The organism is Marivita sp. GX14005, assembly GCF_023370775.1.
GTDB lineage: Bacteria > Pseudomonadota > Alphaproteobacteria > Rhodobacterales > Rhodobacteraceae > Marivita.
Genome location: NZ_JAMCCQ010000002.1, coordinates 205160 through 231799, shown reverse-complemented (window position 1 = coordinate 231799; position 26640 = coordinate 205160). Strand labels below are relative to the sequence as shown.

General features: G+C 62.8%; 28 protein-coding genes and 1 tRNA gene. 12 read left to right on the top strand and 17 right to left on the bottom strand.

Annotation, left to right across the window (positions count from 1 at the left end; genetic code table 11):
• Positions 1–2 precede the first annotated feature (2 nt).
• From M3465_RS07305 to M3465_RS07265, 9 genes are all read right to left on the bottom strand, one after another.
• Positions 3–311, bottom strand: coding sequence for a hypothetical protein (locus M3465_RS07305; protein ID WP_249501079.1), 309 nt, complete (start codon positions 309–311; stop codon positions 3–5).
• Positions 311–2113 carry a succinate dehydrogenase flavoprotein subunit gene (gene sdhA / locus M3465_RS07300; protein ID WP_249501078.1) on the bottom strand — a complete coding sequence of 601 codons (1803 nt, stop codon included), beginning with the start codon at positions 2111–2113 and terminating at the stop codon, positions 311–313. Before sdhA ends, M3465_RS07305 begins: the two co-directional genes overlap by 1 nt.
• 21 nt (positions 2114–2134) lie before the next feature.
• Positions 2135–2506: a succinate dehydrogenase, hydrophobic membrane anchor protein gene (sdhD, locus tag M3465_RS07295; protein WP_249501077.1), complete on the bottom strand. Its 372-nt coding sequence runs from the start codon at positions 2504–2506 to the stop codon at positions 2135–2137.
• Between the two features lie 10 nt (positions 2507–2516).
• Entirely contained in the window at positions 2517–2903 is a 387-nt protein-coding gene (gene sdhC / locus M3465_RS07290; protein ID WP_249501076.1) for a succinate dehydrogenase, cytochrome b556 subunit, read from the bottom strand.
• Positions 2904–3094: 191 nt separating this feature from the next.
• On the bottom strand, positions 3095–3808 hold the full coding sequence (locus M3465_RS07285) for a DUF4344 domain-containing metallopeptidase (protein WP_249501075.1): 714 nt from the start codon (positions 3806–3808) through the stop codon (positions 3095–3097).
• Entirely contained in the window at positions 3805–4836 is a 1032-nt protein-coding gene (locus M3465_RS07280) for a MaoC family dehydratase (protein ID WP_249501074.1), read from the bottom strand. The genes M3465_RS07285 and M3465_RS07280 overlap by 4 nt, the downstream gene beginning before the upstream one ends.
• A gap of 19 nt (positions 4837–4855) precedes the next feature.
• Positions 4856–5059 carry a DUF1737 domain-containing protein gene (locus M3465_RS07275; RefSeq protein ID WP_249501073.1) on the bottom strand — a complete coding sequence of 68 codons (204 nt, stop codon included), beginning with the start codon at positions 5057–5059 and terminating at the stop codon, positions 4856–4858.
• A 4-nt stretch (positions 5060–5063) separates the two neighbouring features.
• Positions 5064–5615, bottom strand: coding sequence for an NnrU family protein (locus M3465_RS07270; RefSeq protein ID WP_249501072.1), 552 nt, complete (start codon positions 5613–5615; stop codon positions 5064–5066).
• Positions 5616–5618: 3 nt separating this feature from the next.
• Positions 5619–6476, bottom strand: coding sequence for an HpcH/HpaI aldolase/citrate lyase family protein (locus M3465_RS07265; RefSeq protein WP_249501071.1), 858 nt, complete (start codon positions 6474–6476; stop codon positions 5619–5621).
• A 432-nt stretch (positions 6477–6908) separates the two neighbouring features.
• Between M3465_RS07265 and mdh the strand changes: the two genes are divergently transcribed.
• Positions 6909–7871: a malate dehydrogenase gene (mdh, locus tag M3465_RS07260; RefSeq protein WP_249501070.1), complete on the top strand. Its 963-nt coding sequence runs from the start codon at positions 6909–6911 to the stop codon at positions 7869–7871.
• A 321-nt stretch (positions 7872–8192) separates the two neighbouring features.
• Here mdh and M3465_RS07255 read toward each other — a convergent pair.
• The 4 genes from M3465_RS07255 to M3465_RS07240 form a co-directional block, all read right to left on the bottom strand.
• A tRNA-Arg gene (locus M3465_RS07255) sits at positions 8193–8269 on the bottom strand.
• Positions 8270–8345: 76 nt separating this feature from the next.
• On the bottom strand, positions 8346–9728 hold the full coding sequence (locus M3465_RS07250) for a sensor histidine kinase (RefSeq protein ID WP_249501069.1): 1383 nt from the start codon (positions 9726–9728) through the stop codon (positions 8346–8348).
• A gap of 24 nt (positions 9729–9752) precedes the next feature.
• Complete coding sequence (locus tag M3465_RS07245) at positions 9753–11171, bottom strand: dihydrolipoyl dehydrogenase family protein (RefSeq protein WP_249501068.1); 1419 nt, start codon at positions 11169–11171, stop codon at positions 9753–9755.
• 3 nt (positions 11172–11174) lie between these two features.
• Complete coding sequence (locus tag M3465_RS07240; RefSeq protein ID WP_249501067.1) at positions 11175–11900, bottom strand: TVP38/TMEM64 family protein; 726 nt, start codon at positions 11898–11900, stop codon at positions 11175–11177.
• A 229-nt stretch (positions 11901–12129) separates the two neighbouring features.
• On the opposite strand from M3465_RS07240, the gene rpmH reads away from it, so the two are divergent.
• The 4 genes from rpmH (at position 12130) to M3465_RS07220 (ending at position 14372) form a co-directional block, all read left to right on the top strand.
• Entirely contained in the window at positions 12130–12264 is a 135-nt protein-coding gene (rpmH, locus tag M3465_RS07235) for a 50S ribosomal protein L34 (protein ID WP_082055838.1), read from the top strand.
• Positions 12265–12289: 25 nt separating this feature from the next.
• A complete protein-coding gene (rnpA, locus tag M3465_RS07230; protein WP_249501066.1) occupies positions 12290–12709 on the top strand; it encodes a ribonuclease P protein component in 420 nt (139 codons plus the stop codon).
• A complete protein-coding gene (yidD, locus tag M3465_RS07225) occupies positions 12706–12930 on the top strand; it encodes a membrane protein insertion efficiency factor YidD (RefSeq protein ID WP_249501065.1) in 225 nt (74 codons plus the stop codon). Before rnpA ends, yidD begins: the two co-directional genes overlap by 4 nt.
• A gap of 62 nt (positions 12931–12992) precedes the next feature.
• A complete protein-coding gene (locus M3465_RS07220; RefSeq protein WP_249501064.1) occupies positions 12993–14372 on the top strand; it encodes an NAD-dependent succinate-semialdehyde dehydrogenase in 1380 nt (459 codons plus the stop codon).
• A 33-nt stretch (positions 14373–14405) separates the two neighbouring features.
• Here the strand turns inward: M3465_RS07220 and argF are convergent, their stop codons facing one another.
• From argF to truA, 3 genes are all read right to left on the bottom strand, one after another.
• Positions 14406–15332 carry an ornithine carbamoyltransferase gene (gene argF, locus M3465_RS07215; RefSeq protein WP_249501063.1) on the bottom strand — a complete coding sequence of 309 codons (927 nt, stop codon included), beginning with the start codon at positions 15330–15332 and terminating at the stop codon, positions 14406–14408.
• A gap of 14 nt (positions 15333–15346) precedes the next feature.
• Complete coding sequence (locus tag M3465_RS07210) at positions 15347–16528, bottom strand: aspartate aminotransferase family protein (protein ID WP_249501607.1); 1182 nt, start codon at positions 16526–16528, stop codon at positions 15347–15349.
• A 290-nt stretch (positions 16529–16818) separates the two neighbouring features.
• Entirely contained in the window at positions 16819–17589 is a 771-nt protein-coding gene (gene truA / locus M3465_RS07205; protein ID WP_249501062.1) for a tRNA pseudouridine(38-40) synthase TruA, read from the bottom strand.
• Positions 17590–17699: 110 nt separating this feature from the next.
• Here truA and M3465_RS07200 point away from each other — a divergent pair, with 110 nt between their 5' ends.
• The 6 genes from M3465_RS07200 to M3465_RS07175 all read left to right on the top strand — a co-directional run bounded on the left by M3465_RS07200 (position 17700) and on the right by M3465_RS07175 (position 24925).
• A complete protein-coding gene (locus M3465_RS07200) occupies positions 17700–19115 on the top strand; it encodes a YcjX family GTP-binding protein (RefSeq protein ID WP_249501061.1) in 1416 nt (471 codons plus the stop codon).
• Entirely contained in the window at positions 19112–19555 is a 444-nt protein-coding gene (locus M3465_RS07195) for a GNAT family N-acetyltransferase (protein ID WP_249501060.1), read from the top strand. The genes M3465_RS07200 and M3465_RS07195 overlap by 4 nt, the downstream gene beginning before the upstream one ends.
• A complete protein-coding gene (locus M3465_RS07190) occupies positions 19552–20562 on the top strand; it encodes a YcjF family protein (protein WP_249501059.1) in 1011 nt (336 codons plus the stop codon). Before M3465_RS07195 ends, M3465_RS07190 begins: the two co-directional genes overlap by 4 nt.
• 103 nt (positions 20563–20665) lie before the next feature.
• Positions 20666–21388, top strand: a complete 723-nt coding sequence (locus tag M3465_RS07185) for a VIT1/CCC1 transporter family protein (RefSeq protein WP_249501058.1) — start codon at positions 20666–20668, stop codon at positions 21386–21388.
• 290 nt (positions 21389–21678) lie between these two features.
• On the top strand, positions 21679–24669 hold the full coding sequence (gene ileS, locus M3465_RS07180) for an isoleucine--tRNA ligase (RefSeq protein ID WP_249501057.1): 2991 nt from the start codon (positions 21679–21681) through the stop codon (positions 24667–24669).
• Positions 24611–24925, top strand: a complete 315-nt coding sequence (locus M3465_RS07175; protein ID WP_349305029.1) for a DUF3253 domain-containing protein — start codon at positions 24611–24613, stop codon at positions 24923–24925. The genes ileS and M3465_RS07175 overlap by 59 nt, the downstream gene beginning before the upstream one ends.
• A gap of 82 nt (positions 24926–25007) precedes the next feature.
• On the opposite strand, the gene M3465_RS07170 is transcribed toward M3465_RS07175, so the two are convergent.
• Complete coding sequence (locus M3465_RS07170) at positions 25008–25841, bottom strand: prephenate dehydratase (protein WP_249501055.1); 834 nt, start codon at positions 25839–25841, stop codon at positions 25008–25010.
• Between the two features lie 115 nt (positions 25842–25956).
• On the opposite strand from M3465_RS07170, the gene M3465_RS07165 reads away from it, so the two are divergent.
• The gene (locus M3465_RS07165) at positions 25957–26475 is read left to right on the top strand and encodes a c-type cytochrome (RefSeq protein WP_249501054.1); all 519 of its coding nucleotides are present in this window, start codon (positions 25957–25959) and stop codon (positions 26473–26475) included.
• Positions 26476–26640 lie beyond the last annotated feature (165 nt).

The window sequence follows — 26640 nt, the reverse complement described above, 5'->3', positions numbered from 1 at the left end:
TCCTAACGAAGCAGCGCCGGCAGACCTTCGGCAGCCAGGCAAGTCAATGTCTCGGGTTGCGAGATGATATCCGTCACAATCTGCACCGTGCTTTGCGTCGTGCCGGCCAGACTGTCGACCGCAAGCGCCTGTATTTGCGCGGCGCTCGCGTTTTCGATCATGCAGTCGAGAGTGGGTTCCAGAGGAACGCCCGGGAACCGGTCGACCAGAACCGGGGCGATGGCGGAACGCGCTGCGTCGCGGGCGATCCGGTCCTGCGCCTGCGGGGTGCAGGCGGCAAGGCCCAGGATCAGGAGCAGCGCGCCCCGCATCAGAACGTCCGTTCCTTGGGGGCGATCTTCTTCAATGCGATACCGCCCTCGTCTTCAGTGGTGAGGGGATCGACGACAACCGGACGATAGCTCAGGTCAATGGAATTGCCCTCGACCCGCGCGATCGTATGCACGCGCCAGTTCTCATCGTCACGCTCGGAATAATCCTCGTGCGCATGGGCGCCCCGGCTTTCCTTACGCGCTTCCGCCCCGGCGATCGTCGCAAGTGCATTGGGCATCAGATTGGTCAGTTCCAGCGTTTCCATTAGATCGGAATTCCACACGAGGCTGCGATCCGTGACCTGCAAGTCGTCGAGCTTGGCGGCGATCGCCGTCATCTTGTCGAGACCTTCCTTCATCGTCTTTGCCGTGCGGAAAACCGCGGCATCGGCTTGCATCGTCTTTTGCATCTCGAGACGCAGCTCGGCGGTCGGGACAGAGCCCTTGGCGTTGCGTAGCGCGTCGAAACGGTCGAACGCCTTGTCGACCGACGCTGTATTGGTGGCCGGCGTCGCGCTTTCGGGATCGACGACCTTTCCGGCGCGGATCGCGGCCGCACGACCGAACACCACCAGATCGATCAGGGAGTTCGAGCCGAGGCGGTTGGCGCCATGGACGGATGCGCAACCAGCCTCGCCCACGGCCATCAGACCCGGCACGACGGCGTTCGGATCGTCCTCGGTCGGGTTCAGAACCTCGCCCCAGTAATTCGTCGGAATGCCGCCCATGTTGTAATGCACGGTCGGCAGCACAGGGATCGGTTCCTTGGTGACATCGACGCCCGCGAAAATCTTGGCGCTTTCCGAGATGCCGGGCAGACGCTCCGCCAGCGCTTCTTTCGGCAGGTGCGACAGGTTCAGGTGGATATGATCCCCCTCCTCGCCAACGCCGCGGCCCTCGCGGATCTCCATCGTCATGGAGCGGCTGACATAGTCGCGCGGCGCAAGGTCCTTGTAGTTGGGCGCATAGCGTTCCATGAACCGCTCGCCTTCGGAGTTGGTCAGGTATCCGCCTTCTCCGCGCGCGCCTTCGGTGATGAGGCAGCCGGAACCATAGATGCCGGTCGGGTGGAACTGCACGAATTCCATATCCTGCAGCGGCAGGCCCGCGCGCGCCACCATGCCGCCCCCGTCACCGGTGCAGGTGTGGGCACTTGTCGCGCTGAAATAGGCGCGGCCGTAACCGCCCGTCGCCAGCACAACCATCTTGGCATTGAAGACATGCATCGTGCCGTCATCGAGCTTCCAGCAGACGACGCCGGTGCAGGCGCCATCGGTCATGATCAGGTCGATGGCGAAATACTCGATGTAGAACTCCGCATTGTTCTTGAGCGACTGGCCGTAAAGCGTGTGCAGGATCGCGTGGCCGGTCCGGTCGGCCGCCGCACAAGTCCGCTGCACGGGCGGGCCTTCGCCGAACTCGGTGGTATGGCCACCGAAGGGACGTTGATAGATCTTGCCCTCTTCGGTGCGCGAGAACGGCACGCCGTAATGTTCCAGCTCATAGACCGCTTTCGGCGCCTCGCGGGCCAGATATTCCATCGCGTCCGTATCGCCCAGCCAGTCCGAGCCCTTGACGGTGTCATACATATGCCATTGCCAGTGGTCCGGTCCCATGTTCGACAGCGACGCGGCGATGCCGCCCTGTGCGGCAACCGTGTGCGAGCGCGTTGGGAACACTTTGGTCACACAAGCGGTGCGCAATCCCTGTTCGGCCATGCCCAGCGTGGCGCGCAAACCTGCGCCGCCCGCACCGACGACCACGACGTCATAATCATGCGTCTCGTATTCGTATGCAGCCATAGTGCTTGAAACTCCGATATCTTAGAGGGCGAGCCGAGCGATGGCGAAAACGCCGATCGCCGCCGCGCCGTAGCTGACGCAAGTCATGCCGAGGATGATGATTTTTTCCCAGACGCCGTGAACGTAGTCTTCGATCAGGACCTGGAAACCGTCATTGAAGTGCTTGAACCCGACGATGAGCGTCAATGCGGCAACGATGGCCGGGAAGGGACGCGCGTAATAGATCAGCACCTCTTCATAGGACGCGCCGAGGATGCCTCCGAAGGTGAAAACGAACAGCGGAATAAGGATGAGCAGGGCAATCGAGGATTTCTTCATCGACCAGAAATGCTCGGTCCCGGATTTCGCGGCGCCCCATCCGATGGCACGCTTGCGGTCGGTCATAAAGCTCATGTCTGCCTCCTCACCACACAACCACGACCGTCAGGACGGTCAGAACGAAGGAGCCGATGACAACGATCCAGCCGAGCGTTTCGGCATTGTCGATCTCCAGCATCTTGGCATTGTCCCAAATCAGGTGCCGAACGCCGGCGAGCGTGTGATACCACAACGCCCAGACCGACAGCAGCATGACCAGATCGCCGAACCAGCTTGTGACGAACCCATCCGCCACGGCGAAAGCCTCCGGTCCGGTCGCGGCCGCGATCAGCCACCATACGATCATTAGCGCCGCGACGATGAGCGCATTACCGGTGATCCGTGTCAGGATGGACGTGATGGAGGTCAGTTGCGGTCGATACACCTGCAGATGCGGTGAAAGCGGGCGATTGCCCCGATTGACGTCAGCCATGATCTGAGTCCTTTCGTATCTCTCGGGCCTGTTTTATTCCTTTTTGATCCCATGTCACGAGACAGGACCGCGCAGCGGCCGGGTTTTTCGGACAAATTGCCGATATTTTCCCGCTTCGTGATCACAGTTTGGAAACGCGTGATCACAGGGTTAGCATTTATAGAATCCGACTGCTTTGATAAGGTTATACGTCAGTCGAGATGGCGATATAGCTCGCGAAGATCGGCATCGAGTTCCGTGCAAATGGTGATGGTCCGGTCTTCCGGATCATAAAACGCATCCGCATTGCCGCATCGGGTGATATTCACCGTAATCGCCCCCGGAAACGTGAACTCATCAGTCAGAGCCTCGATCTCGTTTACAAGTACCTGTGCGAAAAGCCCGTTCGGCGGCTCGGACTGCAATTCGATGCGCTGTCCCGCGTTCAGATCGTCCAGCACCGCAGCCCAAGATGCAAAAGCCAGATCGTATTCCTCCGCACAGCTTTCCGCGCGTTCCGATGGCAGCCCCATATCACGCGCAAAACCGGCGCGCGCTTCGGGTTCAGCGCCGTAAAACAAGCATACCATGTTGTAGAACCGCTGGGCATCCAGGCCATGCACGCCCCAAACAGGCAGATCGCGCCCGGCGTTGCGCTGTGCCTCCGCCCGAAACCCTTCGGCGATGTGATAGGCCAGATCGAGCGCTATATCAGGCTTGAAAATCTCTTCGATCAGAACGACCGACGCGACATCGGCCGCATCCTCCTCGCGCGCATAGATCGGGACATGCATCACGTCGATAATTGCATGGGCAAGTTCGTGGAAAAATATGCCGAGCACATTCGCCTCGACGAAAGCGTCCTCCTCACCGCCCGCCGCCGCGGCAGACGCGATGAGCGTCGCGCAGAGGGCAAAGCGCTTCACAGCGGCATCAGCGCCCAGTAGTCGAGATCGAGCAGCACATGCGGCAGATATTTCCCGTCATCGCTCCTGAGCGTGAACGCCTCCTGCTCTTTCACCGCGACGAGCCTCAACCGGATCGCTCCGACACCCGGCGCGCCGGTCTGCGCCTTGTCCAGAACTTCGGACCATGCCCGCACGGTATCGCCGCTGAAACACGGATTGGCATGCGCGCCGCCATTCAACCCCACGATCATCTGCGCATTCGCAAGGCCGTTGAACGACAGCGCGCGCGCCATGCTGATAACGTGGCCGCCATAGATCAGGCGCTGACCGTCCGGGCGGAACGTGGCGTCGAAGTGAACCTTCGCCGTGTTCTGCCAGAGCCGTGTGGCCATCATGTGTTCGGCTTCCTCGATGGTCACGCCATCCACATGATCGATGGTTTCGCCGATCTCGTAATCGCCCCAGCGGTGCGGCTCTCCGGCAAGATCGAAATCGTAATCCGCAAAGGTCAGGCCGTCCGGGATAACCAGATCGCCCGGCGCCACCGCACCCGCCAGCTCCGGCACCACGGTTTCCGGGGCCGGTGCATTCTCATCGCGCTTGCGCACCATGACCCAGCGCACGTATTCCATGACCAGCTCGCCGCGCTGGTTCAGGCCGCGCGTCCGCACCCAGACCACGCCGGTCTTGCCGTTCGAATTCTGCTTGAGCCCGATCACCTCGGATTCCGACCGCAGAGTATCGCCCGGCCATACCGGCGTGATCCACCGACCTTGGGCATAGCCGAGATTGGCCACCGCGTTGAGCGACACGTCCGGCACCGTCTTGCCGAACACGACATGAAACGCGATCAGATCGTCCAGCGGGCTGGACGGCAGGCCGCAGGATTGCGCGAACAGGTTCGAGGAATAAAGCGCATGCCGCGCCGGATAGAGTGCGTGATAAAGTGCGCGCTCCCCGCTCGTCACCGTGCGCGGCACGGCATGCCGGATGACCTCGCCCAGGGAATAATCCTCGAAAAAACGCCCCGCATCGGTCTTGGTCATTGCACTTTCCCCTGCAAAGTTACTGCGCACCCAGCTTCATGTCCGGGCTGTAGGGCGTATCGATGTCCTTGGTTACGGCCTGTCCGCAGCGCATCACCCCGTTGGCCTGATCGAAGGCATAGGTCGGCGTGCCGTAAAGCACCCACCCCTTGCTCAGCGCTTCGGACACCTTGTGACAGAAGGCCGATGTGTCGTCTTCGGTCAGGAAACGATAGATCTTCATGCTTTTACCTCGGGAAAGGCCACACGCCCAACCAGGCGTGAATGGCAGTGATGACGCCGAACATCACGATGGTGATCACGACCAGCAGAATATCCTTTTTCGGATTGCCCGGCGGCGGCCGGTCCCAGACCGGCTCGGCCCGGTTGATGACGATCATCTCGGCGACCGCCCAGAGAAGCAACCCGCCGAACAGAACCAACGCCGCGACATCCCCGTTCACCAGCAGATGCGCGACCGCCCATATCACCACGGCAGTCAGTTGAGGATGCCGCATCTTGCCCCTCAGCCGGCCTGTCGTGGCGCTCATTCCGTAGACGAATACGGCGATCAGCATCAGAAGGTTGTTGATATGGACCATGTAATCCGGCGGATACCAAAGCGGCACGAACGCCGCCCCGCGATAGCCCCAGATCATCAGACCCAGCCCGACAAGAATGCCGATCGCAACGATCCCCTTGCCGGCATTACCCATACCGGCCCGGCGCTGCGGCATCATGCGTTTGAAAAAATGTGCGAGCGACCAGATGGCCACCCCCGCAACAAGCACCCAGATCATGGCCTACCCCGCTTCGAGCATCTCTATCGCATCGGCTTTTGCCAGTATCTCGCGTGCGGTGGCAACATGAAGATTCTCGACGATCCTGCCGTCAACCACGGCAACGCCCTGCCCCTTGGCCTGCGCGTCCTCGAACGCGGCGATCTGTCGGCGGGCGAGGTCGATCTCCTCATCGGTCGGCGCGAACACCTCGTTGGCGATATCGATCTGCGCAGGATGAATCAGCGTCTTGCCGTCGAAACCCATATCGCGCCCCTGCACACATTCGGCGCGCAACCCTTCGTCGTCCTTGAACGCATTGTAGACACCGTCGACGATCACCCGTTTTTCGGCCTTGGCGGCCAGCAGGCAAAGCGACAGCGATGTCAGCATCGGCAAACGATCCGCGCGCGGGCGCGACTGCAGCTCCTTGGCCAGATCGTTCGTGCCCATGACCATGCCCGCAAGTTTGGGATGCGTGGCGATCTCCACCGCGTTGAGCATGCCGCGCGGCGTTTCCATCATCGCCCAGATCGGCACGCTGCCGGTGCGTTCCGCGAGCGCGTCGAGTTGCGCGGAGCTTTCCACCTTCGGAAGCAGAACCGCGTCACATTCCATCTTCGTGACCGCCTCGGCATCGGCGGGGCCCCATCCGGTATCGAGCCCGTTTATCCGTACGATGCGGATCCGCGGCCCGTATCCGCCATCGCCGAGCGCTTCGGAAAGCGTCTCGCGCGCGGCGTCTTTTTCGTCCACGGCAACTGCATCCTCAAGATCGAAGATGATGGCATCGACGGGAAGCGAACGCGCTTTTTCGAGTGCCCGCTGCTTCGATCCGGGGATATAGAGAACGGAACGATAAGGTCGGCGTCGCAGGTCCATGGGTCCTCCTGATGCGGCAGGGAAATATTGTTGCGCCAAGAGCTACATTTTCCTCTGAATACTTCAAGTGATTTCTCGCCGCGGCGCAGAAACCGAAATTTCGGCAAACTTGCATCAGTCAAGCGGCACGGCGTTCAATGACCGGCGGGCGAGTTCGGGACGGCTTGCAATCGACCTCACGGGAGAATCGCCCGGATATCGGTTGAACGACGCGCCGGATCAACCTATCCGGGCCGGCAAGCACACCGCTGAAAACGGGACAACCGTGGCCCCCAATTTCCCTGCGGTTGATCGCCTAAGCTCCTAGAATGCCCGCGCTTCCCTGCTTTCGACACTCCGACCGCGCAGCTTGCTTCGCTGCGCCGCACTTGCGAAAGCGGATAAGTCGGACTAGCACATCGGCAAATTCAAACCGGACCGGAGACAAATTCCATGGCCAGACCCAAGATCGCGCTGATCGGCGCAGGACAGATCGGCGGCACGCTTGCCCATCTCGCGGCACTCAAAGAACTGGGCGATGTTGTCCTCTTCGACATTTCCGAGGGTATCCCGGAGGGCAAGGCGCTCGATATCGCAGAATCCGGCCCGGCAGAGGGTTTCGATGCGCAGCTGAAAGGCACACAGGATTATGCCGATATCGCCGGCGCCGATGTCTGCATCGTCACGGCCGGCGTGCCGCGCAAGCCGGGTATGAGCCGCGATGATTTGCTGGGGATCAACCTCAAGGTCATGAAATCGGTGGGAGAGGGCATTGCCGCCAACGCGCCCGATGCTTTCGTGATCTGCATCACCAACCCGCTCGACGCGATGGTCTGGGCGCTGCAGAAATTCTCGGGGCTTCCGACTAACAAGGTCTGCGGCATGGCCGGTGTGCTGGACAGCGCGCGTTTCCGCCACTTCCTCAGCCTGGAGTTCGACGTGTCCATGCGGGACGTGACCGCCTTCGTTCTGGGCGGGCACGGCGATACGATGGTGCCGCTGACGCGATATTCGACCGTCGCCGGCATCCCGCTGCCCGATCTTGTCAAGATGGGCTGGACCACGCAAGACAAGCTCGACGCGATCGTCCAGCGCACCCGCGACGGCGGCGCGGAGATCGTCGGCCTGCTCAAGACCGGCTCTGCCTTCTACGCACCGGCCACCTCCGCCATCGAGATGGCCGAAGCCTATCTGAAAGACCAAAAACGCCTTCTGCCCTGCGCCGCCTATTGTGACGGCGAATTCGGGCTGGATGGCTTCTATGTCGGCGTTCCCACCGTCATCGGCGAAGGCGGAATCGAGAAGATCGTGGATATCAAGCTGAACAAGGACGAACAGACAATGTTCGACAACTCGGTGAATGCCGTGAAAGGCCTTGTCGAAGCTTGCAAGGGCATAGACGAAAGCCTGGCCTGATATAAACTCTACAATCGTCAAAAGGGTGCGCCGTTCGCCAGTCGGCGCACCCTTGATTCAAGTTCCGTTTCGCATGTCCCGCCTGAGATCGAGCGAGTCCCGACAAGGGAAACAGTCACACTGCGGAGCGACGGTTCAGCGGGTGGCAGGAAGGCGCTTGGCCAAACGGGGCTTCCACGATTTGACGAAGACAAGACGAGCCTGACCTTGAGGTCGCAAAATCACTCGGGGCAGCGCCACACTTACGTAGAACGGCTTCACCTCTTGATTCGGCGATCTGTCACGAAAGCCAGTTCTGTCTGTCATTTGATGTTGAGAAAGTGGCGGACCGAGGAGGATTCGAACCCCCGACCCCTTGATTCGTAGTCAAGTACTCTATCCAGCTGAGCTATCGGTCCACGAGGCGTGGGATAGACGCAGCGCGCGGGTGATGCAAGGGCAAAATTCGAATTGTTTCGGGCATAGCGAAACGGCTCAGCCCAGATCGCCGACAGGGAGGCGTATGCGGAATGCGGTGCCAGTCTCGTCGGTTCTCAGGAGCTCCAGCGTTCCGCCGTGACCGCGGATCAGTTCTTCGGCGATAGCAAGGCCAAGCCCCGAACCGCCCTTGCGCGCACCGCCCTGAAAGGGTTGAAAAAGATGCTCGCGCGCCTTGGCAGGCAAGCCGGGCCCGGTGTCGATCACATCGATGCAAACCGCCTCGTCCGAAGCTGTGGCCGAGATATTGATCTCCCCGGCCCGGCCCGATCCGGTAATCGCCTGCCGGGCATTGCGCACCAGGTTGGACAGGACGCGATACATCTGCTCGGGATCGGCGCGCACCATCATGGCGCCGGGCACATCCTCGCTCAGGCTCAGATCGTAGTCGCCGATCGCCAGACGTTCACTGTCCAGCACGTCGCTCACGAGTTCGGCCAGGTTGATCTGCAGGAGCGTCGGCGCGGGTTCCTCCGCGCGGCCGAAGGCCAGTGTGCTTTCGCAAAGCGACACCGCCCGGCGGATCGAACCGACCAATTTCGGCGCCATGCGCTGAACGGCCGGATCCTGACTTGTTTCGATCCGGTCGGTGAACAGCTGCGCGGAGGTGAGGATGTTGCGCAGATCGTGGCTGACCCGCGCCACGGCACCGCCAAGCTGCGCCATGCGTTCCTTTTGCTTGAGAGCCTGCGTCAACTGCGTCTGCAGCGATTGCAGCGCCTCTTCGGCTTCGCGCAGCTCGGTGACGCTGGCCGAGGGCTGGATCACCCGGCGCGCGTCTTCGGGTGCCTGCGCGTAGCTCTGGATATGGTTGACCACCCGTTTGATCGGTTTGACGAGAAGCCCCCGCACCGCAAGAAAGAGCAGCCCGGCCGTCACGATGGAGATGACTGCGGAAAGAAGCAGGATGCGCAGCCCGTAATCGACCATTGCCGCACGCAGATCGGCGCTATCGAGGGTGATCTCGATCAGTTCCCCGCCTTCGCGGAAGGGATGGCCGATCACCCTGATCACCTCGGGGCGGGGCGACGCGAGGCGTTTGATGGCGTCTGTTATCAGATCGACGGAAGTGGCGTCCCGCAGATCGAACGTGGCCGAAACCTCTCCCGGAATGGGGGAGGACAGGACGAGCTGCCGCACCTCGTCCCGACGGAGCACGACGTTGAACACGCCTGCGTTCAGCAACAGCTCTTCTTCGAGTTCGGAATCGATCATGTCATCGGCCAGAAGCGCCAGCGAGGCAAGCTGGGCGCGTTCAAGCCGGTTGAGCAGGAAATCCTCTCGAAACCGGGCGACGGAGGGCAGGAAGATCAAGACCTCCGCCAGCATCACGAAGATGACGGTCAGGATCAGAAAGCGACCGGAGAGCGAGTTCAGCATATGTGCCCGCCCTGCCCCGCCGGATTATGGAAACCATCTCTGAACAAACCGCACCACTTTCTTCACGACATCGCTTTCGAACAGTCGCGGCGAAAAGTAAGCGCCGGCAACGCGTTTGTTAAGTTCGCCCATCGTCGGATAGGGGGCAACCATGTTCGCGATCTGGCTCATCTTGAGCCGGTTGGCGATGGCGAGCGCCCAGAGATTGATCAACTCGCCCGCCTGAGCCCCGACGATGGATGCGCCCACGGGCCGGCCCCGGACGATCGTGACCTTGATGAAACCTTGCGTTTCGCGCTCCGCGATGGCGCGGTCGTTCTCGGCGTAGTCGAAGCGCACCACCTCCAATTTATCGCCATGCGCCTCGCGCGCCTGCGCTTCGGTCAGGCCGACCTGTGCCAATTCCGGCTGGGTGTAGGTCACCCAGGGAATGTGCCCTGTCTTCGCCTTCGACGGCAGGCCGAACAGGATCGAACGAATGACGATACCGGCGTGATACCCCGCGACATGCGTGAATTGCAGCCCGCCCGCGATATCGCCGATGGCATAGACGCGCCGGTTCGTAGTGCGCAGACTGTCATCGGTCTTGATGCCCGCGCGGGTGGTCTCGATCCCGGCAGCGTCCAGGTTCAGCCTGTCGGTGTTCGCGCGCCGCCCGACGGCAACTAGGATGTGCGAGCCTTTGAAAACGCGGCCATCCTCGGTTTCCACTTCTACCGCGCCGCCTACACCGCGCACTTCCTTGGCCTTCGCGTGCTCCGCGATCTCGATACCTTCGGAGCGCAGCGTATCCAGCACGATTTGGGTCAGTTCCGGATCGTCCTTGCCCAGCGCGACCGCGCCTTCGATGACCGTAACCCGCGCGCCAAGCCGCCGATGGGCCTGCGCCATCTCCATCCCGATGGGGCCACCGCCGATCACCAGAAGATGTTCGGGCACCTGCCGCAGATCCCACAGCGTTTCGTTCGTCAGATAGGACACCTTGTTCAGCCCCGGAATGGGCGGAACGAAGGGCGAGGATCCGGCGGCGATCACGATGCGCCGCGCGGTGATGCGATAGGCTCCGGCCTCCACCTCCCTGTCCGAGACGAACCGGCCGTGTTCGCGGATCACGCGGACGCCCAGACCTTCGAATCGTTCCTGGCTGTCAACGGGCGCGATCCGCGCGATCACGTCCGCAACATGGCCCTGCGCTGCGGCGTAGTCGATTTTCGGCGCGGTATTGGCAATGCCGAAGGGCGCTGCATGGGCCATCCCATGAGCCTTCTTTGCGCTGGCGATCAACGCCTTGGAGGGAACGCAGCCGTAATTCAGACAATCTCCGCCCATTTTATGCGCTTCGAGCAGGACGGCCTTCGCACCCATCTGCACGGCTCCGGCGGCAACCGACAAGCCGGCAGAACCGGCCCCGATCACCAGAATGTCGGTCTCGATCCGCTCCATGTGTCAAATCCCTTTCTTGCCGCGCACGGCGTTCAATATGACCGGCAGGATCGCCAGAGCGCAAAGCCCCAGGATCGGCAGCAGGATATGCGGCTCGAAGATGATGCCAAGATTCGGGGTCTCGCCCTTTGCGAAAACCTCGCCCAGACCCGCGCCGACAGACGTATAAACCACTGCGCCCGGAACGATGCCCAAGGCGGTGCTGACGAAAAAGCGATAGAGCGGCACATTCACCAGTGCCGGCACCAGATTGGCGACGAAGAACGGCACCGCCGGAACGAGGCGGATGAGAAAGAGCATCGACCATTGGTTCTCGTCGATCCCGGTTTTGATTTTGCGCACCATACCTTCGCTCGCATCCATCCGCCGCGAGAGCCGGTCGCCCAGCCCGTAGCGCGCCGCCAGAAAGATCAGAGTTGCGCCCAGCGTCGCGGCCAGCACGTTGAACAGAGCGCCGGGAAAGATGCCGAAAAGGAACCCGCCGGTCAGGGTCGCGATTGTGGCACCCGGCAAGGAGAAGCCGACAATGGCGGTGTAGGCGAGCATGAATGCCGCTGCCGTCACGACGTAATGCGCATCGCGGAATGCGGTCAGTGCCTCGCGGTTCTCGGCCAGCGCGTCGAAACTCAGCGTATCACGTAACAGGATCGCGCCAATCAGCGCGACAAGACCGATCCCGAGGATGGGTGCGAGGCGCATCAAGCGCGGTTTCTTGCTCGTTTCTGCCATTCTCGCCCCTTTTTGCAGGATGTCGCTTGCCGGATCGGCGCACCCTGCGAACATGCCCCGAAGGATGCTTCCTGCCTACCCGGATCACGCGTGCTTGATCTGCGGTGAAGCCCCGAAAAAGCGTGGCTTACCGTTTGACAAGCCTGCCCCTCCTGCCTATAGCACGGGCTTCGAATAGAACCGGCGGTCGAATCCGTGCCCCCGGACCGACAAGACGGAGTAGGACGCGATGAAACGCACCTTTCAACCCTCGAACCTCGTGCGCAAGCGGCGCCACGGTTTCCGCGCGCGCATGGCCACCAAGGCCGGCCGCAAGATCCTGAACGCACGTCGCGCACGCGGCCGCAAGGCGCTCAGCGCGTAAGCGCAGCAGTTTCGGGTTACACGACATGACACCGCCGGAAGCCCCTTCGGAAACGAGGGAGACAGAGCTTCCGGCGGCATCGTCATGTTCAAACCCGTCCGCCCCGCAAATCACCACGCTGCGCAAGCGTGCCGATTTCTTGCGTGCCGCCCGCGCGCTCCGGCGCGGCACGAACGGGATGCTGGTGCAGGCGCGCAATCGCCATGACGACGATCCGGTGATCCGCATCGGCTACACCTGCTCCAAGAAGATCGGAAATGCTGTCGCCCGCAACCGGGCCAAGCGACGCTTGCGCGCCGTCGCACACGAGGTTCTGGCCGGGCAGGCCAAACCCGGCTGGGATTACGTCCTGATCGGCCGCCCCGGCGTGACAGTGGATCGGCCTTTCGATGCGCTCAAGGGCGATCTGTCCTACGCGCTGCGCAAGCTGCACGCCGATCGATGAGCCCCCTCGCCCGACTTCTGGCGCTCCCGGTCAAGGCCTACCGTCTTCTCTTCAGCCCATGGGTCGGTCATGGCTGCCGCTACCACCCCACCTGCTCCGCCTATGCGCTCGAAGCGCTTGAAAAACATGGCGGCCTGAAGGGAAGCTGGCTCGCCGCGCGCCGCCTCGCGCGGTGCCACCCCTGGGGCGGTTCGGGCATCGACAACGTGCCCGATCCCTGAGCGATGGAACGGTTGCCCTTTTCGGTTGGTTGATCCCGAGAGACCGAAAAGGAGCAATCCCCATGTCGAAGATCACGACAACCAATCCCGCCACCGGCGAGGAACTGCAAAGCTACGACCGGATGAGCCAACAGGAGGCGTTCGACAAGGTCGAAGCGTGCCACCGCGCCTTTCTGGACTGGCGCGAGAAATCCCCATCGGATCGCGCGCCCTATCTCAAGAAGATCGCCGAAAAGCTGCGCGAACACGCCGATGACATTGCACAGCTGATGACCCGCGAGGTCGGAAAACTCCTCCGCGACGGCAAGGAGGAGGTCGAGCTTTGCGCTGCCATCCTCGAATTCACCGCCGAATCCGGTCCGGATGAGCTTGCCGACGAGGAACGCACCTATGAAGGCGGCGACAAACGCGGCGTTGTCACCTATCAGCCGATCGGCGTAATCTATTCCATCCAGCCATGGAATTTCCCGATGTATCAGCCCATCCGCGTGCTGGCCGCCAACCTGATGGCAGGCAATGGTTGCGTGCTCAAACATGCCGAAATCTGCACCGGCTCGGCGCTGCGCCTGCGTGAGATCTGTATTGAAGCCGGCCTGCCCGAGGATCTGTTCCAGGTCATCTTGATCGATCACGATACGAGCGACAAGATCATCGAACATCCCAAGGTGCGCGGCGTCACCATGACGGGTAGCGACGGCGCGGGCGCCCATATCGGCTCTGTCGCCGCCAAGGCGCTCAAGAAAACGGTTCTCGAACTGGGTTCGAACGACGCCTATCTCGTGCTGGAGGACGCCGATATCGAAACGGCGGTAAAATGGTCCGTCATGGGCCGCATATACAACAATGGCGAAACATGCGTGAACGCAAAACGGTTCATCGTCACCGACAAGGTCTATGATGATTTCGTCAAGGCCTATGTCGCGGAGATGGAAAAGATCACGCTCGGTGATCCGATGGATGACGAGGTGAAACTCGGCCCGCTTTCCAGCGATGAGCAATTCAAGCGCGTGAAGGAACAGGTCGAGAAAAGCGTGGAAAAAGGGGCGAAAATCCTGTGCGGCGGCAACGTCCCTGACCGTGACGGCGCCTTCTACCCAGCGACGGTTCTCGGCGACGTCGCGCCCGGAATGCCGGCCTATGACGACGAGATTTTCGGCCCCGTCGCATCCATCATTCGCGCAAAAGATGACGAGGACGCGATGCGCATCGCCAATGACAGCCGCTACGGGCTTGGCGGGGGCATCTTCTCGACGAACGAGGATCGCGCTCTCAAACTGGCCCGCGACAAGTTCGACACCGGCATGGTGCGCATCAATTCCTTCGGCGCGGCCGATCCGAACATGCCCTTCGGCGGCGTCAAGGATTCAGGCTATGGCCGCGAACATGGTGGCTTCGGGATGAAGGAATTCGTCAACGCAAAGGCGATCTTCCTGCCTTCGTAACCCAAGCGGCGGGCCACGCGGGGCCCGCCTGCATCACACGCCCAGGCAATAGCGCATGATCGCCTTTTGCGCATGGAGCCGGTTTTCCGCCTCGTCGAAGATCACCGATTGCGGCCCGTCCATGACCTCCGACGTCACCTCTTCGCCGCGATGCGCCGGCAGACAATGCATGAACAGCGCATCGGGCTTGGCATGGGTCATCAACGCCTCGTTGACCTGATAGGGGCGCAGCATGTTGTGCCGCCGTTCGCGCGCCGATTGCGCGTCGTGCATCGACACCCATGTATCGGCCAGAACGAGATCCGCCCCCTCGACCGCCCGAACGGGATCGCGCTCGATGGTGACGGATACGCCCGCATTGCGGGCCAGTCCGACGAATTCCATTTCCGGATCGAGCTGCACCGGCCCGGTGAAAGTGAAATCGAACCCGAACTGCGCTGCGGCGTGCAGGAAGGACGTACAAACGTTGTTCCCGTCGCCGCACCAAACCACCTTCCGGCCCTTGATCGGGCCGCGATGCTCCTCATAGGTCATCACATCGGCCATGATCTGGCACGGATGGCTCCGGTCGGTCAGCCCGTTGATCACCGGAACCGAAGCATATTGGGCCATCTCCTCCAGCACACTCTCGTCGAAGGTTCGGATCATGATCAGATCGACATACCGGCTGAGCACGCGGGCTGTGTCGGCAATCGTTTCGCCATGCCCGAGCTGCATATCGGCGCCCGACAGAACCATCGTCTGACCGCCCATCTGCCGCACGCCCACATCGAAGGACACGCGCGTGCGGGTCGAAGGTTTTTCGAAGATCAGCGCAACCATTCGGCCCGCCAGCGGCAACTCGTCATCCGCCGCGCCTTTCGTGCGATTGCCGCGCGCCTGCTTCATCCGCAGCGCCGCATCGATGATGCCGCGTAGTTCGGCCTTGCCGGTCTTGTGAATATCCAGAAAATGCGTCATCGTCGAAAGAATCCTCAGCTCAGCGCGTCACGGACAGCGTCCGCCGCGAAATCCAGACGATTCACCCCTTCGGAGATCTCGTCTTCGGTCATGTTGAGCGCCGGCAAAAGCCGTACCACATTATCCGCCGCCGGCACGGTGATCACGCCGCAGCCATAGCCTGCCTGCACCAGATCCCCCGGCGCGATCCGGCATTTGAGGCCCAGCATCAGCCCGCTGCCGCGCACCTCCTCGAAGAGATCGGGATGCGCGCCGACCAGCCCCTCCAGCTTCTGGCGAAGATACCCGGCCCGGCGACGCACATCCTCGAGAAAATCAGGCTCGGCCACGATATCCAGCACCGCGCAGCCCACCGCGCAGGCCAGCGGATTGCCGCCGTAGGTCGATCCATGCGTGCCCGCCGTCATGCAGGCGGCGGCCCGTTCCGTCGCCAGAACCGCCCCCAGCGGGAAACCGCCGCCGATACCCTTGGCGACCATCATGATATCGGGCGTCACACCCGCCCATTCATGCGCGAACAGCCGCCCGGTGCGTCCGATCCCGCATTGCACCTCGTCGAGAATGAGCAGGATATCCCGCTCGTCGCCAAGCGCACGCAATCCGCGCAGGCACCGATCCGGCAAGACACGGATCCCGCCTTCGCCCTGAACCGGCTCGATGAGGATCGCGCCGACCGTCTCGTCGATGGCCGCATGCAGCGCGTCATGATCTCCCCAGGGCACGTGGCGGAACCCCGGCAGAAGCGGGCCGAACCCTTGCGTCATCTTCTCCGACCCCGCCGCCGCGATCCCGGCCGAGGATCGCCCGTGGAACGACCCGCCGAATGTGACGATGGTGGTCCGGTCGGGCCTGCCGCTCTCATGCCAGTATCTGCGCGCCATCTTGACCGCGAGTTCGCAGGATTCCGTTCCCGAATTGGTGAAGAACACCGTATCGGCAAAGCTCTTCTCGACCAGCCTGTCGGCAAGCGCCTGCTGCTGCGGTATCTCGTAAAGGTTCGAGACATGCCACAATTTCCGCGCCTGCTCATCAAGCGCACTCACCAGCGCCGGATGCGCATGGCCCAGCGCATTGACGGCAATGCCCGCTCCGAAATCCAGAAAACGTCGCCCGTCGGCTTCGATCAGCCATGAGCCTTCGCCCTTCACGAAATGAAGCGGCGCACGGTTATAGGTCGGAAGAACGGAGGGGATCATCATCGAGCCTCGATTTCGGAAGCCCAAGCCGTGCCAAGCGGCGCGGGCCAAGTCAACGGAAAGGATGGAGAATTTGGCAAAAGGGTGACGGAACGCCCACAGCGGGGCGAGGAAAGAGATCAAACGCCTCGTCGGATATCCGTCGCGATTACCATGCGGGCGGTGTATCGCCCAAGCCGCATGAGACGCAATCCCCAATTTCTTCTCGTTCGAAATACTCCGGGGTTTGGGGCAGCGCCCCAAGCGGATTTTCTCCGAAAATCCGCCCCCCGCGTCCCAGCGCAACTGGCCTACGCCCCGAAAGGATCGGCCGGGTAGACCGCCTCCATGAGATAGAGCCCCTGCGGCGGGCAAACCGGTCCGCACGCCGCGCGATCGCACGCCGATAGCGCCTTGCGCACATCCTGCGGCGCCCAGGCGCCCGCCCCGACCCGTTCCAGCGTTCCGACGATACTGCGCACCTGGTTGTGCAAAAACGACCTTGCGCGCAGGTGAAACCGGATCTCCATCCCCCAATCGGTTTCCAGCTTTTCGATCTCCAATGCGTCCAGCGTTTTGATGGGCGAAGCTGCCTGACACATGCTCGACCGGAAGGTGGTGAAGTCATGCCGCCCCACCAGATGCTCCGCCGCCTCGCGCATCGGCCCGACCGCAAGCTCGTGGCGCACCTGCCAGACCTGCCCCGCCTCCAGCGTCATGGGGGCGCGGCGCACAGCCAGCCGAAAGAGATATCTCCGCTCGCGGGCCGAGAATCGCGCATGCCAATCCTCTGCCACACGCGCCGCCGCCACGATCGCGACCGGCGCGGGCCTGAGATGATGGTTGAGTGCTTCAGACAGCCGGAAAGGCGTCCAGTCCTTCGAAAGATCGCAATGGCACACCTGCCCCCGCGCGTGAACGCCGGCGTCGGTGCGACCCGCTGCGGCAATGGTATGCGGGCCCGGCTCGAGCCGCGCCAGCGCCGCCTCGATAGCGCCCTGCACGGACGGCTGATCGGCCTGCCGCTGCCAGCCGGCAAAGGGCGCCCCGTCATATTCGACCTTCAAAGCATATCGAGCCATGCGGGCCCCTTAACTTGCTGCGGGGGCTCGGACAATCCCCTCGTCCCACTGGCATGTCGGGCCGCGCGGCTTTATCTGTGAGGGCGACACGCAAGAAAAGGGCCGCCGTTTTGGTCATCTCATCCCTCGCCGACACGCTGACCCGCGGCTTCGAAAACGTCACCGACACGGTATCGGGCGCGTTTCTCGAGCCCGTGATCCGTCTCGGCGTCACCGGGCTCGCGCGGTCGGGAAAGACCGTCTTCATCACCTCGCTTGTGGCGAACCTCATGGATCGCGGGCGCATGCCGGGCCTTCTGGCGCAAAGCGAAGGCCGCATCCTGTCGGCCTATCTGCAACCGCAACCCGATGACACGCTGCCGCGCTTCGCCTACGAGTCCCATCTTGCCGCGCTCACGGCGCGAAATCCGCACTGGCCGGAAAGCACACGCGCGATCAGCGAACTGCGCCTGTCCCTCAAGGTGCGGCCATCCGGTCTTCTGTCGGGCATTCAAGGGCCGCGAACGGTGCATCTGGATATCGTGGACTACCCCGGTGAATGGCTGCTCGATCTGGGTCTGTTGAACAAAAGCTACAGTGGGTGGTCTGAAGAAACCCTTAAGCGGATCGAAAAACGCGACAGCGCGTCGAAATTTCTGTCGCTCATGCGATCCGAAGATGCGCGCCAGCCTCTCGAAGAGCCGCGCGCGCAGGCATTGGCGCAAAGCTTCACGCAGTATCTGGGCGCCGCGCGACAGGACGGATATTCGGATTGCACGCCGGGGCGTTTCCTGCTTCCCGGCGATCTCGAAGGCAGCCCGGTGCTGACCTTTGCGCCCCTGCCGCCGCAGCCGGACGTCCCGCGCAAATCGCTCTGGCGGGAATTCGAGCGCCGGTTCGAGGCCTATAAGTCGCAGGTCGTCAAACCCTTCTTCCGCGACCATTTTGCAAAAGTGGACCGGCAGGTCGTGCTGGTCGATGCGCTCGGCGCGATCCATGCCGGTCCTCGCGCGGTCGAGGATATGCGGCAGGCGATGGCTGATATCCTCGGCGCATTCCGCCCCGGTCAGAACGCCTTTCTGTCACAGCTCTGGCGCGGCAGGCGGGTCGAAAAGATCCTTTTTGCCGCCACCAAGGCCGACCATTTGCACCACCTGCAACACGCCCGCCTGACCGCGATCATGCAGGCGCTCACCCGCGATGCAAGCGATCGCGCCCAATTCGCCGGCGCGCAAACGGCGGCCATGTCCATCGCCAGCCTGCGTGCCACGGTCGAGGAAATGCGCCCGCATCACGGCGCCGATCTGCCCTGCGTGCGCGGCACTTTGCTGGGCAGCGGCAAACAGGCTGCATTCTACCCTGGCGAATTGCCCGAAAATCCTGCCGACCTCCTGGGCGCGGCTCGCGCAGGGGCCGAAAGATGGCTCGACGACGAGTATCAGATCATGCGCTTCGCGCCTGCGCAACTGAGCCTCAAGCCCGGCATGGGCCCGCCGCACATCCGGCTCGACCGCGCGGCGCAGTTCCTGATCGGAGACCGGCTATGACCTTGCTGCGCCCGGCATCGCCACTCGATGCGGGCCGCGTCGGGACGATCCTGTCAGACTGGATCGACGCGACCCATTGGGTGCCCCGCGTGCGAAGCCGCGCCGAAGAGATCGCCGGCGCCGGGGCGATGATCGATCGCGGTTGGGTCATCGTGGCAGAGACCGGCGAGGACGTGATGGGCTTCATCGCGCAAGGCGATGGCACGGTCCATGCGCTCTATATCGACACAGCCGCCCGTGGACAGGGACTCGGCGCGCGGCTCCTGCAGCGCTGCATGAAGGAGCGATCGGGCCTTCAGCTCTGGAGCTTCGTCGAAAACAGCGGCGCCCGGCGGTTCTATCGCCGGCTTGGGTTCCGCGAATTCGAACGCGGCGATGGCGCCGGCAATGACGAGGGTCTGCCGGATATCCGTTTGGAATGGCAAAGGGAAACGACATGACCAAAGCCAAAGGGCCGGTTCTTTTCGATCTCGAGAACGAGACGCACAGCGCCACTCCGTCCGAAGCCCCGCCCGTGCCCGACATTGGCGATCCGATCCCGCAGGGCAAAGCGATGACCACCGCTGCCGCCCTCGCCGCACGTCCCGTCTCGCGGCTTGCGCGATGGTTCTGGGGGTTGTTGGCGGCGCTGCTCACAACGGTCATCTCCGTTGCCGCATGGGGCTTCGTGACCGATCTCGTCAACCGCACCCCCTATCTCGGCTTTGCCGTGGCAGCCCTTTTCGGGCTGTTTCTTCTGGTTGTATTACTAATCGTTATCAAGGAGTTATCCGCCTTCGCACGGCTCACCCGGATCGACAGGATCCAGCATGCCGCCGATGCGGCTCTGCTGGCCGACGATCTGAGCAGCGCGCGCAAGGTCACCGCCGACCTGACGGCGCTTTACGCTGCGCGGGACGACACGCGCTGGGGGCGCGAACGGCTGGCCGAACGGGAAGGCGATATGTTCGACGCCGCTGCCCTGCTCGCCCTGGCGGAGTCCGATCTTCTCGCCCCGCTCGACAAGGCCGCACGGCGCGAGGTCGAGGCCGCCGCGCGTCAGGTCGCAACGGTGACGGCCCTAGTGCCGCTTGCGCTGGCCGATGTCGCGGCCGCGCTCGGCTCGAACCTGCGCATGATCCGCCGCATCGCGGAAATTTATGGCGGAAGATCAGGCACTTTGGGCAGCTGGCGGCTGACCCGCGCTGTGCTGTCGCATCTCGTCGCGACGGGCGCGGTGGCGGTCGGGGACGATCTGATCGAGCCGATCCTCGGCGGCAGCATCCTCAGCCGCCTGTCACGCCGCTTCGGCGAAGGGCTGGTCAACGGCGCGCTGACCGCGCGGGTCGGGGTGGCCGCGATCGAGGTCTGCCGTCCGCTTCCCTTCACCGGCACGAAACGGCCCTCGGTGCGCTCGATCATCAAATCGGCGCTCGGCGGGCTGGTCCCGGGCAAGGGCGGCGACTGAGGCGCAGCCGTACAGCCCGTCCCCGCGCGCCGTACGGAAACTCCGTACAGACATTTGATCTGGAGCAAAGCGCCGCAGCCAAAGCTTTGCAAAATTTCCCGTCATGGAGACTCACGCCAGCGAACACGGTCATTCGCAAGCCGAGATCGAAACGAGAATCGGGCAGCCCGCCGGGCGCGGCTACCTGCGCGACATCGTCTATGGCGGGATCGACGGATCGGTCACCACCTTCGCCATCGTCGCAGGCGTCGCGGGGGCCGGGCTTTCGACCTGGGTGATCATCGCGCTCGGCGTCGCGAATGTGCTCGCTGACGGCTTCTCGATGGCGGCGGGGAACTACTCGGGCACCAAGGCGGAACTCGATGACGCCAAACGCCTGCGCAAGATCGAACAGCGCCACATCCGTCTGCACCCCGAAGGCGAGCGCCGCGAGCTGCGCGAAATCCTGCGGCTCAAGGGTCTGACCGGCGATGCGCTGGACAGCGCGGTCGAGCAGATCACCCGCAACGAGGAGCAATGGATCGCGCTCATGCTCGAAGGCGAATACGGGCTCGCGTCGGTCGACCCGCATCCGCTCAAGGCAGCCTGGGCAACCTTCGCAGCCTTTCTCGGCGCCGGGCTGATCCCCCTTCTGCCCTTCCTCTTCGGCCTGCCGAACGCCTTCACCCTTTCGACCATCGCCACGCTGGCCACCTTCTTCGGCATCGGCGCCTACAAGGCGAAATGGTCGCTGGCACCCTGGTGGCGCTCGGGGCTGGAGACGCTCGCCATCGGCGGCACCGCCGCGGGGATTGCCTATGCGGTCGGTACGCTTTTCAACCTCTGATCCTTTCTTCTTGCCTGAAATATCCCGGGGGGCTTGGGGGGCTGGCCCCCCAATGAATCGGCGGCTTGGGGGGCTGGCCCCCCAAGCGGTCCCATCGCGCAAGCGATGGGAAACACCGTCTGGACGCCGCGAAACCGCCGACCTATAACGCCGCCATGACAACGAGGCCCGCGTTCATCTTCCGAATTACGGGCCCGGCGCTCTGATCTCACGAGCCGCCGGGACAAGGCGTATGGATAATCGCGCCGACCCTTTCATATCCAGATCAAGATCATACGGGACCGCCTGACATGAGCGCCGAAAGCCCTGACTACAAAGACACGCTGAACCTGCCAAAAACCGATTTTCCGATGCGCGCGGGATTGCCCAAGCGCGAGCCGGAATGGCTGGAGAAATGGGAGAAGATCGGGATCTACGAACGCCTGCGCGACAAGGCCAACGGCAGAAAGCCCTTCACCCTGCATGATGGCCCGCCCTATGCCAACGGGCATCTGCATATCGGCCACGCGCTCAACAAGATCCTCAAGGACATGGTGGTGCGCTCCCAGCAGATGATGGGCCGCGACGCACGCTATATCCCCGGCTGGGATTGCCACGGGCTACCCATCGAATGGAAAATCGAGGAGAAATACCGCGCCAGGGGCAAGAACAAGGACGATGTGGACGTCATCGAGTTCCGGCAGGAATGCCGCGATTTCGCCGATGGCTGGATCGACGTGCAGCGCGATGAGTTCAAGCGGCTCGGGATCACCGGAAAGTGGGACAATCCCTATCTCACGATGGACTACCGCGCGGAGCGGATCATCGCCGAAGAGTTCCAGAAATTCCTGATGAACGGCACGCTCTATCAGGGCTCCAAGCCGGTGATGTGGTCGCCCGTCGAGGAAACCGCGCTGGCCGAGGCGGAAGTGGAGTACCACGACAAGGAAAGCTTCACCATCTGGGTGAAATTCCGTGTCGAAAGCTTCGATCTGCCGGATGTGGAGCTTTCCGATGAGGAAGCCACCGATGCAGACCGCGAGGCCGTGATGGCCGAGATCGCGCAAGCGCATGATGACCTGACGGGCGCTTATGTGGTGATCTGGACGACGACCCCCTGGACGATCCCGTCGAACAAGGCGGTCGTTTACGGCGCGGATTTCGATTACGGGCTTTACGAAGTGACCGGCACGCCGGAGGAAAGTTGGGCCGAGGTCGGGGATCGTTTCATCCTGGCCGACAAGCTGGCGGCGCAGACGCTGACGCGCGCGCGGCTGTCCGAGGATCAGTGGCGCCGCGTCCGCAGCGTGACACCGGCGCAGATGGACGGCATGACGATCTCCCATCCGCTCAAGGGGGCCGAAGGCGCGCAGGGCGAATGGGATGCGCCGCGCGATTTCCGGGCCGCCGATTTCGTGACCGACGAGGAAGGCACGGGTTTCGTGCATTGTGCGCCGAGCCACGGGATGGATGAATACGAGCTTTACCGCGATCTGGGCATGCTGGGCGAGGTCATCACCTATAACGTCATGGACGATGGCAGCTTCCGCCCCGACCTGCCGCTTTTCGGCGGCACGCGCATCCTCAAGCCGAACGGCAAGGAGGGCGATGCCAACAAGGCGGTGATCGACAAGCTGGTCGAGGTGGGCGGCCTGCTGGCGCGCGGCAAGATCAAGCACAGCTACCCGCATAGCTGGCGCTCCAAGGCGCCGGTGATCTTCCGCAACACGCCGCAATGGTTCGCCGCCATCGACAAGCCGGTCGGCGACGGGAAGGACACCTACGGCACCACGATCCGCGAGCGGGCACTGAAATCGATCGACCAGCTGGTCAAATGGACGCCGCCGACCGGGCGCAACCGGCTCTATTCGATGATCGAGGCACGGCCCGATTGGGTGCTTTCGCGCCAGCGCGCTTGGGGCGTGCCGCTGACCTGTTTCGTGAAGAAGGGCGCAAAGCCCACCGATGAGGGCTATCTGCTGCAGGACGAGGCGGTGAACGCGCGTATCCTGGAGGCGTTCGAAGTCGAGGGCGCGGATGCCTGGTATAAGGACGGCGCGAAAGAGCGGTTCCTCGGCAACGACTACGATCCCGGCGAGTGGGAACAGGTGTTCGACATTCTGGACGTGTGGTTCGATTCCGGCTCGACCCATGCCTTCGTTTTGCGCGACCGCGAGGACGGCTCGGAGGACGGTCTGGCCGATCTCTATCTCGAAGGGACGGACCAGCATCGCGGGTGGTTTCACTCCTCGATGCTGCAAGCCTGCGGCACGATGGGCCGGGCGCCTTACCGGGGCGTGCTGACGCATGGCTTCACGCTCGACCAGAAGGGCAACAAGATGTCCAAGTCCCTGGGCAACACCATCGTGCCCGAGGAGGTGGTCAGACAATACGGCGCCGACGTGCTGCGGCTCTGGGTGGCGCAGGTCGATTTCACCAATGACCAGCGCATTGGGCCGGAGATCCTCAAGGGCGTCGCCGACAGCTACCGGCGCTTGCGCAACACGATGCGCTTCATGCTGGGGGCGCTCAGCCATTTCGAGGAGAGCGACCGGGTTGCGCCGGCGGAGATGCCGGAGCTGGAGCGCTATGTGCTGCACCGTCTGGCGGAGCTCGATGAGGTCGTGCGCAAGGGCTATGACGCCTATGATTTCCAGGGCGTGTTCCAGCAACTGTTCAACTTCTGCACGGTGGAGCTTTCGGCCTTCTATTTCGACGTGCGCAAGGATGCGCTTTATTGCGATGGCGATACGGCGCGGCGGCGCGCGGCGCGGACGGTGATGGACTTGCTGTTCCACCGGCTGACGACGTGGCTCGCGCCGGTTCTGGTGTTCACGATGGAAGATGTGTGGCTCGACCGTTTCCCCGGAGAGGAATCCTCGGTGCATTTGCAAGACATTCCCGAAACGCCGGGGGACTGGCGCGACGATGCGCTGGCGGAGAAATGGGCCAGGATCCGGCGCGCGCGGCGTGTGGTGACGGCGGCGCTGGAAGTGCAGCGGACGGACAAGGTGATCGGCGCGTCGCTGGAGGCCGCGCCGGTGGTGCATGTGCGCGATGCAGAAACGCTGGAGGCGCTCAAATCGGTGAATTTCGACGATCTGTGCATCACTTCGGCGATCCATCTGACCGGCGATCCCTCCCCTGCCGAGGCGTTTCGCATGCCGGAAGTCGATGGGATCGGCGTCGTCTTCGAGAAGGCCGAGGGGCAGAAATGCCAGCGCTGCTGGAAGATCCTGCCCGATGTCGGCACGCACGAGCATCCCGGCACCTGTGCGCGCTGTGATGCGGCCCTCGGATAGCGAGATCGCGGATGTGTTGATGGCCCTCGCGCGGCAGCGGGGGCCGGACAAGACGTTCTGCCCCTCCGAAGCGGCGCGGCGGCTGGCGGAGGATTGGCGTGCCTTGATGCCGGAGGTGAGGCGCGTGGCCCGCGGGCTGCCGCTTGTCGCGACACAGAAAGGCGCGCCGGTGGATGCCGGCAGGGCCAGCGGGCCAATCCGGCTCGGGCTGGACGAAGGCCGGCTTTCGATCGATCGAAAGCCACGAACGCGTTGACGCGTTCGGGTGCGGTTCTGCGGGGCTTTCGGTTGACCGAAAACCGCGAACGCTTTCACGCGGTCGGGTGTGAAACGCCGGGTCAGTCCCGGCGGGGATCGCGGGGGTAGGTGCCGAGGATGTTCAGCATGTCGGTAAAGTAATCCAGCTCTTCGAGCGCGCGGGCGACGGGGGCATCGTCGGGGTGGCCTTCGATATCGGCGTAGAACTGTGTTGCGGTGAAGGAGCCATCGACCATGTAGGATTCCAGCTTGGTCATGTTCACGCCGTTGGTGGCGAAACCGCCCATCCCCTTGTAGAGCGCGGCGGGGATATTGCGGACCTGGAAGACGAAGGTGGTCATCATGCCGTGCTCGCCCCGGCGGGTGTTGTCGCCCTCGCGGGCCATCAGCAGGAAGCGGGTGGTGTTGCTGTCGGTATCCTCGATATGGCGGGCGAGCACCTTCAGGCCGTGGATTTCTCCTGCCAGTTCGCTGGCCAGCGCAGCGGCGTGTTTTTCGCCGCGTTCGGCCACTTCGCGGGCGGCGCGGGCGTTGTCGGCGTTGACGCGGCCGCGAATGCCGTGAGCGGCAAGGAATTTGGCGCATTGCGGCAAAAGCACAACATGCGAATGTGCTTCGGTGATGTCGGACAATTGCGCGCCGGGCACGGCGAGCAGGTTGATATGCACCCGCACGAAAGCCTCATCGACGATCTTCAGCCCGCTATTGGGCAACAGGCGGTGAATGTCGGCAACGCGGCCATAGATCGTGTTTTCCACCGGGAGCATCGCAAGATCGGCCTTTTCCGAGCGCACGGCGTCGATGACATCCTCGAAGGTGCGGCAGGGCAGCGGCTCCATGTCCGGGCGGGCGTTGAGGCAGGCTTCGTGCGAATAGGCACCAAGCTCGCCCTGAAAGGCGATTGTTTCGGGCATGGAGTCTCCGGCAGGCGGGCGTTTCGTCGCGGTTTCTTTATCTTGCCTTGCGCGGAGGGACGCAATAGATACCCGCGCCATACGCACTCGAAATCAGCGGACGGATACCCACAAGATGTTTGACACGATGACCTTAACGAAAACCGTTGGCGCGCTTTGCGGTGCATTGCTGGTTTTTCTTCTGGGCAACTGGGCGGCGGAGACGCTTTATCATGTGGGTGGCGCGCATGGCGAGGAAGTCGCGGTCTATGTGATCGATACCGGCGAGGGCGAGGAAGAGGTCGCTGAAGAGGAAGGCGCTGCTGATTTCGAAACGTTGTTTGCCGCCGCGGATGCGAGCAAGGGCGAAAAGGTCTTCGGCAAGTGCCGGGCCTGCCACAAGCTCGAAGCGGGTGCCAATGCAGCGGGGCCGTATCTTTATGGCGTGGTCGGGCGTCCTGTGGATACTGCCGAGGGGTTCAACTATTCCGGCGCGCTCGAAGAGGTTGTCGATGTCTGGACGCCCGAGCATCTTTACGGTTTCCTCGAAGATCCGCGCGGCTATGCGCCGGGCACGTCGATGGGCTTTGCCGGGCTCAATAAATCGGAAGACCGCGTCAACCTGATCGCCTATCTGGCCACGTTCGCGGACTGAGATCGGGCCTGACGGAGTGTTCTAAAGCCGCTATCCCCGGGATGGCGGCTTTTCACATTTCTGTCGAAGCGCACCGTTTCACGCATCTTCACGTATTCTCAACTTGAACATGCCAAGCAACGCTTTTTAGCTTAGGCTCCAGAGGCAGGCCGCCCTGCCGCGAGG